At 36.0% G+C, this 15,515-nt stretch carries 14 protein-coding genes and 1 pseudogene; 6 read left to right on the top strand and 9 right to left on the bottom strand.

The features are described from left to right. Window positions 1-101 precede the first annotated feature (101 nt). From folD to ABWU50_RS00150, 5 genes are all read right to left on the bottom strand, one after another. Window positions 102-980, bottom strand: coding sequence for a bifunctional methylenetetrahydrofolate dehydrogenase/methenyltetrahydrofolate cyclohydrolase FolD (gene folD, locus ABWU50_RS00170; RefSeq protein ID WP_353275891.1), 879 nt, complete (start codon window positions 978-980; stop codon window positions 102-104). Next, window positions 964-1,629, bottom strand: coding sequence for a UbiX family flavin prenyltransferase (locus tag ABWU50_RS00165; RefSeq protein WP_353275890.1), 666 nt, complete (start codon window positions 1,627-1,629; stop codon window positions 964-966). The genes folD and ABWU50_RS00165 overlap by 17 nt, the downstream gene beginning before the upstream one ends. Then, window positions 1,622-1,888, bottom strand: a complete 267-nt coding sequence (locus ABWU50_RS00160) for a DUF2312 domain-containing protein (RefSeq protein WP_064125346.1) — start codon at window positions 1,886-1,888, stop codon at window positions 1,622-1,624. Before ABWU50_RS00160 ends, ABWU50_RS00165 begins: the two co-directional genes overlap by 8 nt. 13 nt (window positions 1,889-1,901) lie before the next feature. After that, a complete protein-coding gene (locus ABWU50_RS00155) occupies window positions 1,902-3,185 on the bottom strand; it encodes an HlyC/CorC family transporter (RefSeq protein ID WP_353275889.1) in 1,284 nt (427 codons plus the stop codon). An 88-nt stretch (window positions 3,186-3,273) separates the two neighbouring features. Next, window positions 3,274-4,452 (bottom strand): aspartate aminotransferase family protein, encoded by a 1,179-nt coding sequence (locus ABWU50_RS00150; protein WP_253309373.1) that lies wholly within the window; start codon window positions 4,450-4,452, stop codon window positions 3,274-3,276. A gap of 274 nt (window positions 4,453-4,726) precedes the next feature. Here ABWU50_RS00150 and ABWU50_RS00145 point away from each other — a divergent pair, with 274 nt between their 5' ends. Then, window positions 4,727-5,899: an NADH-quinone oxidoreductase subunit D gene (locus ABWU50_RS00145; protein ID WP_264731771.1), complete on the top strand. Its 1,173-nt coding sequence runs from the start codon at window positions 4,727-4,729 to the stop codon at window positions 5,897-5,899. Window positions 5,900-5,917: 18 nt separating this feature from the next. Here ABWU50_RS00145 and recJ read toward each other — a convergent pair whose 3' ends face one another. Next, window positions 5,918-7,657 carry a single-stranded-DNA-specific exonuclease RecJ gene (gene recJ / locus ABWU50_RS00140; protein WP_353275887.1) on the bottom strand — a complete coding sequence of 580 codons (1,740 nt, stop codon included), beginning with the start codon at window positions 7,655-7,657 and terminating at the stop codon, window positions 5,918-5,920. 126 nt (window positions 7,658-7,783) lie between these two features. Here recJ and ABWU50_RS00135 point away from each other — a divergent pair. Both ABWU50_RS00135 and ABWU50_RS00130 read left to right on the top strand, forming a co-directional pair. Further along, window positions 7,784-8,720 (top strand): annotated as a pseudogene (locus tag ABWU50_RS00135) (IS481 family transposase); the annotation flags it as partial. A 90-nt stretch (window positions 8,721-8,810) separates the two neighbouring features. Further along, window positions 8,811-9,977, top strand: a complete 1,167-nt coding sequence (locus ABWU50_RS00130; RefSeq protein ID WP_353276405.1) for an aspartate kinase — start codon at window positions 8,811-8,813, stop codon at window positions 9,975-9,977. Window positions 9,978-10,155: 178 nt separating this feature from the next. On the opposite strand, the gene ABWU50_RS00125 is transcribed toward ABWU50_RS00130, so the two are convergent. Continuing rightward, window positions 10,156-10,644 (bottom strand): transposase, encoded by a 489-nt coding sequence (locus ABWU50_RS00125; RefSeq protein ID WP_353275886.1) that lies wholly within the window; start codon window positions 10,642-10,644, stop codon window positions 10,156-10,158. A gap of 158 nt (window positions 10,645-10,802) precedes the next feature. Further along, on the bottom strand, window positions 10,803-11,096 hold the full coding sequence (locus tag ABWU50_RS00120) for a transposase (protein ID WP_253309376.1): 294 nt from the start codon (window positions 11,094-11,096) through the stop codon (window positions 10,803-10,805). Window positions 11,097-11,535: 439 nt separating this feature from the next. Between ABWU50_RS00120 and proS the strand changes: the two genes are divergently transcribed. From proS to ABWU50_RS00105, 3 genes are all read left to right on the top strand, one after another. After that, complete coding sequence (gene proS / locus ABWU50_RS00115) at window positions 11,536-12,804, top strand: proline--tRNA ligase (protein ID WP_264688213.1); 1,269 nt, start codon at window positions 11,536-11,538, stop codon at window positions 12,802-12,804. Further along, on the top strand, window positions 12,801-13,172 hold the full coding sequence (locus ABWU50_RS00110; protein ID WP_353275885.1) for a holo-[acyl-carrier-protein] synthase: 372 nt from the start codon (window positions 12,801-12,803) through the stop codon (window positions 13,170-13,172). Before proS ends, ABWU50_RS00110 begins: the two co-directional genes overlap by 4 nt. A gap of 155 nt (window positions 13,173-13,327) precedes the next feature. After that, a complete protein-coding gene (locus tag ABWU50_RS00105) occupies window positions 13,328-14,824 on the top strand; it encodes a proton-conducting transporter membrane subunit (protein ID WP_353275884.1) in 1,497 nt (498 codons plus the stop codon). On the opposite strand, the gene ABWU50_RS00100 is transcribed toward ABWU50_RS00105, so the two are convergent. Continuing rightward, window positions 14,821-15,492, bottom strand: a complete 672-nt coding sequence (locus ABWU50_RS00100) for a VirB8/TrbF family protein (RefSeq protein ID WP_353275883.1) — start codon at window positions 15,490-15,492, stop codon at window positions 14,821-14,823. The genes ABWU50_RS00105 and ABWU50_RS00100 overlap by 4 nt on opposite strands. Window positions 15,493-15,515: the final 23 nt, after the last annotated feature.

The raw sequence follows: 15,515 nt of genomic DNA, 5'->3' as shown, positions 1-15,515 counted from the left end.
ATTTAATAAATTTGACTACTGAGGAATTTCAAAAATCTCAATTTTTTATTAATTGTGAGATGTGGTACATTCTATCTTCATATAGCTTTCCTCTTCATACCTCAACTAATGAAATTAGAAGCATCAACTCCCTTCTGCAAGCAAGCAGCAATAACAGTGTTCATCATTAGAAATGCAATTGTCATTGGGCCAACGCCTCCGGGTACTGGGGTAATAGCTTTGGCTTTCCCTTTTATTCCCTCAAAGTCAACATCACCTACAAGCTCTCCTACATTAACACTATTTATGCCAACATCGATCACTATTGCACCTTTCTTTATCCAGTCTGCTTGAACAAAATTTGGCTTTCCGACTGCTGCAACTACTATATCCGCTTTAGAGCAATATTCAGCTAAATCTTTACTCTGTGAGTGCAAGATGGTAGAAGTGCAATTTTCCTGCAGCAATAGGTGAAACATTGGCTTGCCCACGATATTTGACCTACCAATCACCACTGCGTTTTTACCGGAAAGGTTCTCTTCAATTGATTTAATTAAATGCAAAGAACCTTTAGGAGTGCAAGGTATAAGGCAGTTTTTTTCACCTTTAACTAATCTACCAACGTTTTCATCGTGGAAGCCATCTACATCTTTTTCAATACTTACTGCGTTAATTACTCTGCTTGCACTAATATGATTTGGTAAAGGCAACTGTACTAAAATGCCATGCACAGATCGATCTTCATTTAACTCATTGATTTTTTCAATCAATTCATCTTCTGAAATATTATTAGGCAAAACAATGGTCTCAGAACTTATGCCTATTGATTCTGCTTTTTTCTGTTTGTTGCGAACATAAACCTGACTTGCTGGATTGCTGCCCACGAGAATTACTTTCAGGCAAGGAAAAATGTTATACTCTCTCTTTAAAATATCAATTTTTTGTGATAGCCTCTCACATAGGTCGTTTGCTATTTTTTTACCATCAATAATAATTGTCACTTCCTTGCCACTCCTTAAAGTCAGGTAATTTGATATCAAATAAATCCAATACTTTGCCAACAGAATGATTAATAATATCACCCAACGATTTTGGTTTAATATAGAAAGCAGGCACTGGTGGAGCAATTATTGCTCCCATCTCCGTTAATTTTAACATATTTTGTAAATGCCCAAGATGTAGTGGTGACTCTCGCACCATAAGAATTAATTTTCTTCTTTCTTTTAGCGTTACATCTGCAGCCCTTGTCAATAGATTGGAAGTAACACCTGATGCAATTTCAGACATTGTCTTCATAGAGCATGGTGCTACAATCATTCCTGAGGTTTTAAATGAGCCACTTGCTATTTTTTCTCCTATTTTTTCTTCAGAATAGTAAAAATCTGCAAGTGATGTAATATCTTCAAGTTTTTCTTTAATCTCATGAGCTAGAGTTATTTTTCCAGCACGACTTATCACTAAATGAGTTTCATAACCAAATTTGCAGCGCGTGACGCTGGAATCTATATTTCTTTTTCCCTGGATCCCAGTGTCAGCTACTCGGATGACAGGGATAAGAGATCTATTAATATTTCTTAACGCCTCTAAAATACGTACACCGTAAATAGAACCAGATGCTCCACTTATTCCAATTACAATTCTGCTATTCACTTAACTCTTCTTCGTAGCTCATTCCCAATGCACGTTTATAGGTATCAAGCAATATTTCCTGTTCCTCTCTGTCATCATCATCCATCTTCCTCAGCCTAATAATTTGTTTCATCACTTTTATATCCCAACCTTCATCTGCGGCTTTTACATATACATCACGAATGTGATCTTGCACATCCCTCTTTTCTTGTTCAAGTTTTTCGATTCTCTCTATGTAACCCTTCAACTCTTCAGCCGTTATTTTTACTGTATCTTCCATGAAACTCCACTAATTAATTGCTGCTACTAGTATTACCAGTTTTTACTTGCACTTCAACAACAGTAATAATATTTTTATCTTTTTTTAAAATCTTAAAGCGAAAACCATACATGGAAAACTCCTCGCCTTTGTCAGGAATGCGCTCTATTTCATTCACAATCATACCTGCTAGAGTTGTAGCTTCTTCATCAGGGAGATTCCAGTGTAACTGCCTGTTAATGTCCCTAATAGTAGATTTTCCTTCTATGTGATACATGTTGTCAGATATTTTCTTTATGAAATTCTCCGTGATCAAATCATGTTCATCCGAAATTTCTCCAACTATTTCTTCCAGTATGTCCTCAAGAGTTACAATTCCCTGCAGTGCTCCATACTCATCAATAACAAATGCAAGGTGTTTCCTGTTCTTACGGAAGTTATGAAGTTGCACGCTGAGCGGTGTACTTTCTGGTATAAACCAAGGCTTTGACATAACTTGGGTAATGTCAACTTCTTCCGCTTTATTATTCTTTTCACGCAAGGCATTTATTAGACCCTTCACGTGAATTACACCGATAATATCATCTGGTTCTTTTTGCCATAAAGGTATCCTACTATGACTGCTAGTTAAAATTTCCCTTATTAACTCTTCTTTACTTCGATTTATATCAAGAGAAAATAAATTTCTTCTATGGGTCATAATTTGTGATATTTCTGTCTCAGCCAAATCAAGTATGCTGCTTAGCATATCTAAATCCTGTTGTAACATAGTTCCTTCACTGCGGTGAAGAGTAATCATATTACGCATTGCATCCGCTGCAGATATTACTTCCTTATCTTTATGCAGCCCACATAATTTCAGGATGAGGTTAACAATAAATTGAATACCTAGCGTCAATGGAGAAAAAATCTTTACAAAAAACAATACAAAATAAGCAGAAAATGATGCAAATTTTTCAGGATTTTGAATAGCATAAGTTTTTGGTAGAACTTCGCAGAATAATAAAATACAAAATGTCATTATAATTGTTGATAGGAGAATGCCCTCATTTCCAAAAAGATTGATAAATATTGCTGTAAATAAAGCAGAGCAAGTAATATTAATAATTGTATTGCCGAGCAATACCGTTCCTATTGTCAATTCTTTCTTATTTAATAAGCGGTCTATTATCCTGGCTCTTTTGTTACCGTCTAGCTTTAGCTTATTAACTCGAGAACGGCTAATTGAGGTTAAGCCTATTTCTGCTCCTGAGAACAAAAACGATAAAATTAACAAAATAAAAATTGCTGATGATACTAAGACCAATAACCAATCCATTAAAGTACGATGTTATTGTGATAAAAAATAAAATTAATTTTACATGTTATGAGAGGTATTTGCAAGCCTGAATTTATATTGCCGAATTTTATATATCTTTAATCTTAAAAAATAAATCATAAAGCATATTACACGCCGCATTCACATGCTCATCCTCAATGATAAGTGGTGGGGTTATCCTTACTACTTTGTTGTTTGAAACCCTAGTTATTATTAAACCTTTATCAAGAGATCGACTAATAACTTTATCAGCTACAGGAGTTGCTAGTTCTATTCCCATTAGTAACCCTTCTCCACGAACTTCTGAAATCATCTCAGGAAATTCTTTAGCTAAAGGCAACAGCTTTTCTTTTAAATATTTACTAATTCTCTTAACATGATCAAAAAAGCCTTCTTTTAGCATTATATCGAGCACTGCATTACCAACAGTCATGGCAAGTGGATTGCCACCATAGGTTGATCCATGAGTTCCTGGAGTGATTGCTTCTGCTATGTAATCTTTTACTAAACATGCAGCTAGAGGAAAACCGTTACCCATAGCTTTTGCACAGGTTAGCATATCAGGTTCAATGCCGACATTTTGATAATAAAATAAAGAACCGATGCGTCCATATCCGCATTGCACTTCATCAAAGCACAAAATTATCCCTTGAGCTTTTGTTATTTTCCTTACTTTTTGAAGATATTCTACGTCTAGTGGATATACTCCGCCTTCGCTTTGTATGGGCTCTAAAAACACAGCAGCTGTTTCATTGCTGATTTTTTTCTCCAAAGCTTTAATGTCATTTCTTGGCACTTTATCAAAACCAGAAAGAAGCGGAGCAAAACCTTCGCGTGATTTTTCACTGTTTCCAGCAGAAATTGCAGCAATACTGCGGCCATGAAACCCTCCTTCAATTGTAACAATACGATTACGTTTTGCTTGCCTTTTTGAATAAAAGTAACGACGAATAAACTTAATTGCAGCTTCTGTTGCTTCAAGCCCACTTGAGCAGAAAAAAACTTTATCTGCAAAAGTAAGGGTTGTTAAACGGTCAGCAAGCCTTTCTTGCTCGGGAATAGTGAAAATGTTAGAGCAGTGCCATAGTGAGCTCAATTGCTCTTTCAGTTTGTCTGTAATGTATGGATGACAATGCCCTAAAGAAGTTGTAGAAATACCTGCAGCAAAATCTAAATACTTTTTACCATCTTTGTCAAAAAGATATGCCCCTTCTCCCCTAACTATAGGAGTGTCAAGTCTATTGTACGCATTAACAACATGATCCATTTTATAAGTATTGTGGTATTATCTGTATTATACCTGAAATGAATCCATTAACACAAAGCTTTTCCTTTAACCTCTTATGCTACCTCAACTAAAAATTTGGCTAATGCAAACCTTTTTTGTCATTCTATAGCTAAAGTGACTTAGTTTTACCAACACTTATTAGCATTGTAAAAGTTTTTGTTTCTATTGAATGACAGTTGTAGCCTATGCAAGAAGTCTATTGACTTTGAGCGCACTTTAGCCTATACAATTTTAATATCTTAAACTACTGGACATGCCCGATCTAAAGACAATGATGTTAAATTTTGGCCCTCAGCACCCAGCTGCACATGGAGTGTTGCGCCTTGTTTTAGAGATGGACGGCGAAGTGGTTGAGAGAGCTGATCCTCATATTGGGCTTTTGCATCGTGGTACTGAAAAATTAATAGAACATAAAACGTATCTTCAAGCTTTGCCTTATTTTGATCGCCTTGACTATGTGTCACCAATGTCACAAGAGCATGCGTATTCACTATGTGTAGAGGAATTGTTGCAATGCGAAATTCCAATTAGGGCAAAGTATTTACGTGTCTTGTTTTGTGAACTGACGAGAATACTAAATCATTTACTGAACGTTTCTTCTCAAGCGCTTGATGTTGGAGCAATGACCCCTCTTTTATGGCTCTTTGAAGAAAGAGAAAAAATACTGGAATTTTACGAAAGAGCTTCAGGCGCAAGGTTTCACGCAGCTTACATCAGACCAGGTGGAGTTGCAGCAGATGTTCCAGAAGGCTTGATTGAGGATATTGCAAAGTTTATAGAGCAATTTCCAAAGTATATAGACGATGTTGATGAACTTTTAACAGAAAATAGGATATGGAAGCAACGCACTGTAGGAATCAGTGAAATATCAATTAAACAGGCACTTGACTGGGGCTTTAGTGGACCAATGCTGCGTGCTGCTGGGCTTGCTTGGGATTTGCGAAAAAGCCAGCCATATGAAATATATGATCAGCTAGATTTTGATATACCTATTGGCCAAAATGGCGATTGTTATGACCGTTATCTAGTTAGAATGGCAGAGATTAGGCAGTCTGTTAGCTTGGTGAAGCAGTGTATAGAGAAAATGCCTGGAGGCCCAATAAAAACTGAAGATAGAAAAATTTCTCCACCGCCAAGAGCAGAGATGAAAAAATCTATGGAAGCTCTTATTCACCATTTTAAACTTTACTCAGAAGGATATCACGTACCAAAAGGTGAAGCTTACACAGCTGTTGAGGCACCAAAAGGTGAGTTTGGAGTGTATATAGTTTCAGATGGTACCAATAGACCTTATAGATGCCGAATAAGAGCACCTGGCTTTGCACATTTACAAGCTTTGGATTTTATGGCAAAAGGACACATGCTTGCCGACGTTGCAGCAATTATTGGCTCACTCGATATAGTTTTTGGTGAGATTGATAGGTAATTATTGTAAAATAGTAACTCAACTAATGGTCAATACATCTTCTATTAAAAATTGTACAAATTCACTGCCATTCCAGTAATTCATAGAGATTTTACCCAAAATGGCTTTAACATTACCCTGCATGATAGCAGAGCCAAGGTGAGTATTTGCAGAGCGAAATGCAATAGCTCTTACCATAACATTATCATCAGCAATAAAACATTTTATATGGTCAACTCCTATAACTTCAGGCTTTCTTATCTTTGCTCCCTGAATGATAAACCTTGGTTCAGGATTCCCAACTCCAAATGGTCCCAAGCGTTGCAGTTGGTTCCACAGAGATAAGTTTATTGCTTTAGCAGTTACTATACTATCAGCTTTTAAAGTTTTCTCATTTATAGAGTTTGAAAATCTTTCAGTAAAAAAATCATGCAAATCATTTATTTTGTCTTCTTTAATTGAAAATCCTGCCGCCATACTATGGCCACCACCTTCAATAATTAAATTTGTAAACTTTGCGGAAAGGACTGCAGCACCGATATCAACTCCCAAAATTGATCTACAGCTTGCTTTTCTTATTCCATTGTTTAAAGACATCACTATTGTTGGTAAGTGAAACTGCTCCTTTAGCCTCGATGCAATTATACCGATTATTCCCTGGTGCCAGTTGCCGCTTACCATTATAAAATTTACACCTAATTGGGCAAATTTTTCCGCTTGTGCTGTAGCTTCCAAGAGAGCCTCATTTTCTAACACTTTCCTTGCATTATTCAAATCTATTAATTTTAGCGCGATTGAATGTGCCTCTTCATCATCATCGGTGGAAAGCAACCTTGCACCGAGCGATGCTTCTCCAATTCTTCCTCCAGCATTTATGCATGGCCCAATACTAAACCCTAATCGTGAAACACTTGGTTTTTCAAGGATCCCCAAAGCATCAAATAAAACACGCAAGCCAACGTTTTTTCTTGCTGACATAACTTTTAATCCTTGTGAGACAAATGCTCTATTGAGGCCTGTAATCTGCATAACATCGCAAACAGTTCCAAGGGCAACTAAATCCAGCAGATCAAATAAATCTGGTTCTTTTTTGTTGGTAAAAAATCCTTGCTCACGTAGGCTTTTATTAAGAGCAATAATCAGCAGAAATGACACTCCAACTGCTGCAAGGTTAGTATAAGGAGAGCTTTCATCAAGGCGGTTTGGGTTAACAACTGCTACGGCGCTTGGTAACTTTTCCGTACCAAGATGATGATCGACAACTATAATATCAAGACCAAAGACCTTTGCATCTTCTATTGGTTGATATGCAAGCGTACCGCAATCAACGGAAATACATAAATCGACCCCGTTTTTTTTAAGTTGTAATAAAGCATCTGTGTTTAATCCATAGCCCTCATCAACACGATCTGGAATGTAGATTATAGAGTGTATATCGATTGCTCTCAGGCACCTGTTAATCAATGCTGACGACGTTGCACCATCAACATCATAGTCACCAAATATTGCAATGTTTTCATTATTTTTTATTGCCCGTATTATACGAGAAACAGCTTTATCCATATCAAGAAGGTGAAAGGGATCTGGTAATAGCGATCTGATTAGTGGATATAAGAAGTCGCTCGCATTTTCTATGTTAACACCACGAGTAACCAATATTCTTGCTAGTACTTCTGGCAACTCAAATCTCTGTATAAGAGTTAAGATTTCCCTTTGATCTGCTTCTTGCAACTTCCACAATGCATTTGTTATGCTGCGCTTTTCAATTTCAAGTAGCATATTCTTTGTAAATAAAACTACTTTACCAGAACTTTTAAACTTGTTCTATAATTGTATTAGATGCACAGTTCCAGAGTGTGATGGTATGATAAAATGTGAGAAAAAAATACCATCAAGGGAGGAATTATGGGACAAGTATTACATGGGTGCGCCAGAACAACAGAGACAATTCGTAGAGCAATACAAAATAGTAAAGAGAGCATAGCAAAACTCTCCAAGTGTTATAACCTTAAACCAAAAACTATTATTAAGTGGAGAAAACGCTCATTTACCAAAGATGCTGGTATGGGTCCAAAGCATCCAAGATCAACTGTTTTAACTTTAGAAGAGGAGGCTATAATTGTTGCATTTCGTAAGCATACTCTATTGCCATTAGATGACTGTCTCTACGCTTTGCAAACCTCAATCCCACATTTGAGTCGCTCCAGCTTACATCGTTGTTTACAAAGGCACAACATTAGCAGACTACCAGATGTCGATGGTGAAGTTAAATCAAGAAAGAAATTCAAACAATATCCTATAGGCTATTTCCATATTGATATCGCGGAAGTTAGAACAGAAGAAGGAAAGCTGTATTTGTTTGTTGCAATAGATCAAATTCACCTACGTTGAGTTGCACAAAAGTGCTACAAAACCCATAGCTGCTGAGTTTTTAGGTAATCTGATTAGAATTTTACCGTATAAAATCCACACTATTTTGACAGATAATGGCATACAATTTACAAATCAGAAGCGCCATAAATACGCCTTCCAACACATATTTGATAGAGTTTGTGAAGAAAATAACATTGAACATCGTCTGACAAAAGTTAGCCATTCTTGGACAAATGGACAAGTTGAACGTATGAATAAAACTTTAAAGAATGCTACAGTTAAGAAATATTACTATCGTTCGCATCAGCAACTTAAGGAGCATCTTTATGACTTTGTTATGGCCTACAATTATGCAAAGAGACTCAAAGCTCTTAGGGGTCTTACGCCTTTTGAATTTATATGTTCTCAGTTGACAAAGTCTCCTGAATTATTTATAATAGATCCACACCATCACACTCTGGAACCATACATCTTATACTCTACCTTAATTCTAGTTTCCGGACAACCTCTATCTCTACAAAAACTATATTTTTCTTCAGAAGAGAGTTATATTGTAACTATGGACAAAATAATCATAAAAAAATTTGGTGGGACTTCGCTAACTGATTTAAACCGAGTTGCAAATTTGATAAAAAACGATATTGAGAAAGGTTGTAATGTAATCGTTGTTGTATCTGCTGTTGCAGGATTTACTGACCAAATGGCTTTTCAGGCTAGGCAAATCTCAAATTTAAGTTGCAGACAAGAGTTATCAGAGTATGACGTTATGCTTTCAGCAGGAGAACAAATTTCTTGCGGTCTATTAGCTATCACTCTCCAATCGATCGGAGTTAATGCTAAATCCTGGCTTGCCTGGCAGTTACCAATTGTAACTGATGATTTTTATTCTGAGTCTAAAATAAAAACAATAAAGATTGACCGTGTGAAAAGATCTTTTGCTGAGGGTTATACTGCTGCGATCATCGCTGGTTTTCAGGGTATAAATGATGATAGAATCACTACTTTTGGAAGAGGAGGCTCTGATATATCAGCAGTTGCCTTCACGGTAGCCTTTGGTGTTAGAACTTGCGAAATTTTTACTGATATTGATGGAATATATACAGCAGACCCGAGAATTGTTCCAAAGGCACGCAAGCTCAAATTTATCTCTTACGATGAAATGTTGGAAATGTCGTCATCTGGTGCTAAAATACTGCATAATCGTTCAGTACAACTTGCAATGAAGCATAACATTAAAGTGCAAGTGCTATCCACTTTTAAAGAAGTAGAAGGCACCACAGTACTACACAAAAGGGATGTACTAGAGAGATACTTAATTACTGGAATAGCTTATAGCACTAATGAAGCTCTTGTAACTTTCACTAACCTTGCAAATAACTTGCGTACTTTAAGAGATATAGTAGGGGCAAATGTTAAAATTGATATGATACATGGGTCAAGTTTTGTTATCTCCAAATTTGATATTGATTTAATGGAAAAGTTACTGAATAAGAATGAAAATTATGCTATAAACGATAATGTAGCTAAAATTTCAATAATTGGTATTGGTGTTATTTCTAACACTGAAGTGATGCACCGCACACTCAAGGTTTTAAGCGAAAAAAAGATAGAAATACTTGCTATCACAACATCCGAAATCAAAATCAGTATAATTGTTCAAAAAGAATACGTTGTAGCTTTGGTCAAAGATTTACATACTGAGTATGAGCTTGATATGCAACACTAGGATAGGCTCGACGTCCACAACTGTACGAACATTGCAATTTGGGCCTACCAGGAGGGTGTCATTCTCCTGTCATCCAAGTAGCTGACACTGGTTCCTTTATGACGGTGTCATCCCAGTGCCCAGACACTGGGATGGCTTTGTTGCATCACACTTTATGAGATGGTGATTTATGGTAAATTCATGTAACTATCTCAAATTTAGCCATACCAATATCAGTGAATTTATTAAGCAAATAGCATTTGATTAGCAGTTCTTTTTCTCGATTTATCTCAGATTTATTCCTAAAACTAAATCCGAATATTTGCTTTAATCTTGAGAAAAACCCTTCAATATAAGATCTTTTCCCATAATTTACTTCTTTTTTCCATTCTTTCATGCCATCTTCACCGTATAGTTTTATTAACCTAATAGCAGCATTCCTGTCAGACATATAATCTATTTCTGAATGTTCTGCCGCATTGTTTATTGGTGGAATTTTTGTCTTTATATCATATTCGTTACACAACTTATAAAACTTGTGCCTATCACATGCTCTATCTGCATATAGTGCTTTTATGGCATGCTGAAAATCAACTTCTTTTAGCAAATCACAAGCTCCATAGTGATCAGAGTAGACACCGTTACTGTATTTTACAGCTATGGCTTTTTTGTTGTTTATATTCAACATTACGTGCAATTTTCTCGTTTGCTCATAGCCACGATATTTTCTGTCAGTGCTATTTTCCTTGCTGTGTGTTGTTGTATATACTAATTCCTGTACTGTCTATAGCAATTTCGATATCTTCCATATTATTTTTATCAATTCTGCAATCATTTATCTTAATATTAAGTTTCTTTTGATGCTTGTGAATAGCTGATAACTGCCAAATCTCTTCCTATTTGTTGCAAATACCCTTTTATAAACCCGACTGTTTGTCTTAAACCAATTCTAAAGAAACTGACGATTATATGCACTAAAATCACAACTTTATCACTATAAATATAGTTGCCGCCCTGCATTTTTGGACAATTCTCGTACCAATTTTCTATGGCGTCATTGATATAACAAAAAATGCTTCCTCTTTCTTGGAGAAATTTGTTATATTCATGGCAGTTACTGACTCTCATTTTTTGTGGCATATTTTTTCTTCAACAGTTAAATGGCTATTTATAATGAATTTTGTCAGTAACTGCCAGTTCTTTTCACTTGAGCGATGCAACAAAGCCATCCCAGTGTCTGGGCACTGGGATGACATCATAGGGGCGCTGGGATGACACCCTGACAATCGTCATCCCGCTACTTGTTAGCGGGATCTATGCTAAGGAGATACCGCGGTGGTATGACGGTTAAGTAACTCGTCATCCCGCTGCTTGTTAGCGGGATCTAGAGATACCGCGGCGGCATGACGTAGGACTGCTGTCATCCCGCTACGTGTTAGCGGGATGAAAATGTTGTACCAAGACCACGGTAGCTATAAAATTATCAAGGGAAGTACCACACACTTCCCTTCTTTTTCAAAATAAGTTTACCTACAGGTCTGATTGTATTAAGATTACTTAATACAATCAGGTCTATTATATGCGTTTATCCAAATATTACCTACCAACTCTAAAGGAAAAGCCTACCCATGCTAAAATTATCTCCCATCAATATTCTTTACGTGCAGGTTTAATAAAGCAGATAGCATCTGGCATCTATACGTGGTTGCCGCTTGGTCTGCGCGTGCTTAAGAATATTGAAGATATTATCAGAGATGAAATGGATAAATCTGGTGCAATTGAAGCATTAATGCCTTGTGTGCAACCAGCAAATCTTTGGCGAGAATCGGGACGTTACGATGATTACGGTAAGGAAATGCTACGTATAAGGGATAGGCATGAGGAAGATATGCTTTTCGGTCCAACGCATGAGGAGGTAGCAACTGATCTAATTAGAGATGTGGTAAAAAGTTACAAAGATTTGCCACTTTGTTTGTATCATATCCAGTGGAAATTCCGTGATGAGGTAAGACCACGTTATGGTGTTATGAGGGGTAGGGAATTTCTGATGAAGGATGCATACAGTTTTGATGTAGATTACGAAGGTGCACTGAATTCATATAATTTGATGTACAAAACTTACATAAAAATCTTCAAACGCATGGGACTTACTCCAATTGGAGTGAGAGCGGACACTGGGCCAATTGGAGGAAATTTGAGCCACGAGTTTCATATATTGGCAAACACTGGTGAGAGCACTTTATATTATGACAATAAATTTTCTGAACTACTGGAAAGTGAAGATGTTGAAAGTTTGAAGAATATATATGCAGTTGCAGATGATATGCACGACCCTAAAACTTGCCTTGTGCCGCAAGAGCAGTTAAATGTTAGTAAAGGTATTGAAATAGGGCATATTTTTTATTTTGGCGACAAATACTCAAAGCCTATGAAGGCAAGTGTTACTTCTCAAGATGGAAAAAATGTCAACATGCATATGGGTTCGTATGGCATTGGGGTTTCAAGGCTTGTCGGTGCAATAATAGAAGCTTTTCATGATGATAAGGGAATTATCTGGCCAGAAGCGGTAGCTCCTTTCAGAATTGGTTTAATCAACTTACAAACGAAAGTAACGGAGGCTGCAGATAAAATATACAAAGCTTTGAAAAGTGATGAAGTGCTTTACGATGATACGGAAAGAAGTATAGGAGTAAAATTTTCTAGAATGGATCTGATAGGCTTGCCGTGGCAAATAATTGTTGGAAAAAAGGCAATAGATGAAAATATAGTTGAAGTAAAAAATAGAGCAACTGGAGAGGTAAAAGAAATGCAGATTGAGGAAGCAATAAATCGCTTTAGCACAAAATGATACGCGGTATCGGCACTGACATAGTATATATACCAAGAGTATTGAGAATATTACAAAAATACGGGGAAAAATTTCTCAATAGAATCTACACTGAAAAAGAAATAGAGCTAAGTAGAAAGTATAATAGTCAAGAAATGCGAGCAAGGCATTTTGCCAAACGCTTTGCAGCAAAAGAAGCTTTTGTTAAAGCACGAGGTACTGGATTTAGCCAGGGCATTATAATGAAAGATATAGAAATATATAGCGATGTAAGAGGAAAACCATATATTGCTGTCAGAAAGGATTTCATCTCAAAGGACTACAAGATTCATCTTTCTCTGAGTGACGATGGAGATTACGCTACTGCATTTGTTATAATTTGCGTCTAGCAGATATTGTTTCAATTTATGCAGTTGACTTTATGCTATCTATATAGCTAAGACGTGTTAGCTATAGCATACACAAACAACTAGTTTGCCAAAAAAACATGGCGGTTTTTCTATGATTTGAGTATAATTCTAGCTTTACCTAAACAGAAAATTTAATGGACTATATCTTAATGTATCTTTCCTTACCATTTTTAATTACTGAGAATTACTTATTAATTACTGCATTGATTCCGCTTTTAAGTGCTTTTGTTATCTTTTTTACTGGTAAATGGCCCGGAGTGAACAATAGTATTACTGTTATTTCTTCTGTACTTCTGTTTACGTATACGTGTCTGTGCACTTTATATTGGGTATATGGTGATCATTCTCAATTTATTCTCATGGATTTTGGTAATAATTTGCACATTAGTTTAAAGCTAGAGTCTACCGGAGTAATATTCAGTTTATTAATATCGTTTTTATGGATACTAACCAGTATATATGCAATATGTTATATGCAGAATAACTATGCTGATAGCAATCACTCAAGTTTTCTATGCTTTTTTTCAATATCGATTAGCTGTGCAATGTTTATTGCTTTTTCTGGAGATTTGCTCACTACATTTGTTTTTTATGAGCTTCTAACTATTAGTACATACCCTCTGGTTACTTACAACTCAACAAATGAATCAATGATTGCAGGGCGCTATTACTTTGGCGTGCTATTTTTCTCTTCTTTAGTATTATTTTTTCCTGCAATAGGCCTTTTATATAATGAATTTCATACTTTAGACTTTGTAAGTGGTGGAATATTCAAATTTGATACTTCACTCATCACTTTCATTGCAGTGTGTTTTGCTATGCTGATTTATGGAATAGGAAAAGCTGCATTAATGCCAATGCATTTTTGGTTACCAAAAGCAATGGTTGCACCAACTCCTGTGAGTGCACTATTACATGCTGTTGCTGTTGTGAAATCCGGAGTTTTCATCATCATAAAAGTTATATTATACACTTTCGGCGTCGATAACATACAACGTTTTGTGCAGCAAAATTGGTTTGCTGGAGGGTGGCTTCCGTACGCTGCTGGATTTACTATTATTACTGCATCATTGATTGCATTAAAGCAAAAAGAATTAAAGAAATTGCTTGCTTACTCTACCATCTCTCAATTGTCGTATATTATATTATTTGCTTCAATTTTTAGTGAGCTCAGCATGAGGGTTGCAATTTTTCAATTAGTTTGCCACGCATTTGCAAAAATCACTTTGTTTTTCATTGCCGGAGCAATAATAACGAAAACAGGTGAGAAACATATAGATAAGATTCACGGTATAGGACGCAGTATGCCAATTAACATGACAGCATTTGCTATAGGTGCATTGTCTATGATAGGGGTGCCGCCTGCTCCGACTTTTTGGGGTAAATTTCTCATTTTTCAAGCTGTTTTCAACTCTGGCAATGTAATACTTTCTGTGTTTGTAACTCTAGTGTTAATTGTTAGTACTATACTTAACGCTCTGTACTTTTTACCGATAATTTACAATGCCTTTTTCTTAAAACCTTCTCAGAATTACTTTATTAAAAAAACGCCAATTCTTCTAGTTTTACCTCCAGTTATTACTGCTACATGCACTTTAGTTATTTTTTTTAGCTACCAAGTAATATTTTAAAATCTGTATTTATAACCATTAATAATAAATTTAAATGGTATTATACCAGCCAGAGTTGCTTTTATACTCGACAAAGTGAAGCTAATCTCCACAGTATGATCTTTTACCTCCTTATTTTGCTCGGTTGTAAAAACTACAGTAGCATTTCCAGCAAATGTAACTAAGTCCTTGGTCGATCGATCAATAGATAATGTTATTACATTTATGTTGGCAGTTTTTCTTTTGGATGAAGGTGAACTAACAGCTTCATTGTTCGTTTTTTCCTGAAAGCCTTGATAGATTTTATGTATAGAATTGTTTCTTATAAAATTTTCTTGGTACTTCGGTTCAACGATCTTAATGGACTCGTATATTTCAATGTATTTACTTATTAAGTACCTCGCTGTGGAAGTGTATTCATCTTCCTTTTTACTGAAACTAAGCTTATGCATTGCAGAGAACTCATCTTCTGTGTGGTTCATGTACTTCACAAAATTTAAATCTTTTTTAACAGGAAATAACAGGTATATGTTTAATATTAATAAACATAAGCATACTAGGAGAAGCGATACTATTAATGCCATCCAAGATCTTTCTGCTACACAAAACAGATACCTATGGCAGTACCATTCGACTGCTTTACTGAAATAACTTTTGTTTTTTACTGATTCAAGCAATTTATCTTCCATAACACAATGCTACCAAACCCAAT

The sequence above is a fragment of the Wolbachia endosymbiont (group A) of Pipizella viduata genome (assembly GCF_964028555.1).
Taxonomy (GTDB): domain Bacteria; phylum Pseudomonadota; class Alphaproteobacteria; order Rickettsiales; family Anaplasmataceae; genus Wolbachia.
The sequence above is the reverse complement of the archived record's forward strand: the minus strand, read 5'-3'. Positions and strand labels throughout refer to the sequence as shown.

Excerpts from the sequence above, each read along its gene's own strand:
- ABWU50_RS00160 (WP_064125346.1), bottom strand. The coding sequence starts at position 1,888 with ATGGAAGATACAGTAAAAATAACGGCTGAAGAGTTGAAGGGTTACATA.
- ABWU50_RS00155 (WP_353275889.1), bottom strand. The coding sequence starts at position 3,185 with ATGGATTGGTTATTGGTCTTAGTATCATCAGCAATTTTTATTTTGTTA.
- ABWU50_RS00150 (WP_253309373.1), bottom strand. The coding sequence starts at position 4,452 with ATGGATCATGTTGTTAATGCGTACAATAGACTTGACACTCCTATAGTT.
- ABWU50_RS00145 (WP_264731771.1), top strand. The coding sequence starts at position 4,727 with ATGCCCGATCTAAAGACAATGATGTTAAATTTTGGCCCTCAGCACCCA.
- recJ (WP_353275887.1), bottom strand. The coding sequence starts at position 7,657 with ATGCTACTTGAAATTGAAAAGCGCAGCATAACAAATGCATTGTGGAAG.
- ABWU50_RS00130 (WP_353276405.1), top strand. The coding sequence starts at position 8,811 with ATGGACAAAATAATCATAAAAAAATTTGGTGGGACTTCGCTAACTGAT.
- ABWU50_RS00125 (WP_353275886.1), bottom strand. The coding sequence starts at position 10,644 with ATGTTGAATATAAACAACAAAAAAGCCATAGCTGTAAAATACAGTAAC.
- ABWU50_RS00120 (WP_253309376.1), bottom strand. The coding sequence starts at position 11,096 with ATGCCACAAAAAATGAGAGTCAGTAACTGCCATGAATATAACAAATTT.
- proS (WP_264688213.1), top strand. The coding sequence starts at position 11,536 with ATGCGTTTATCCAAATATTACCTACCAACTCTAAAGGAAAAGCCTACC.
- ABWU50_RS00110 (WP_353275885.1), top strand. The coding sequence starts at position 12,801 with ATGATACGCGGTATCGGCACTGACATAGTATATATACCAAGAGTATTG.
- ABWU50_RS00105 (WP_353275884.1), top strand. The coding sequence starts at position 13,328 with ATGGACTATATCTTAATGTATCTTTCCTTACCATTTTTAATTACTGAG.
- ABWU50_RS00100 (WP_353275883.1), bottom strand. The coding sequence starts at position 15,492 with ATGGAAGATAAATTGCTTGAATCAGTAAAAAACAAAAGTTATTTCAGT.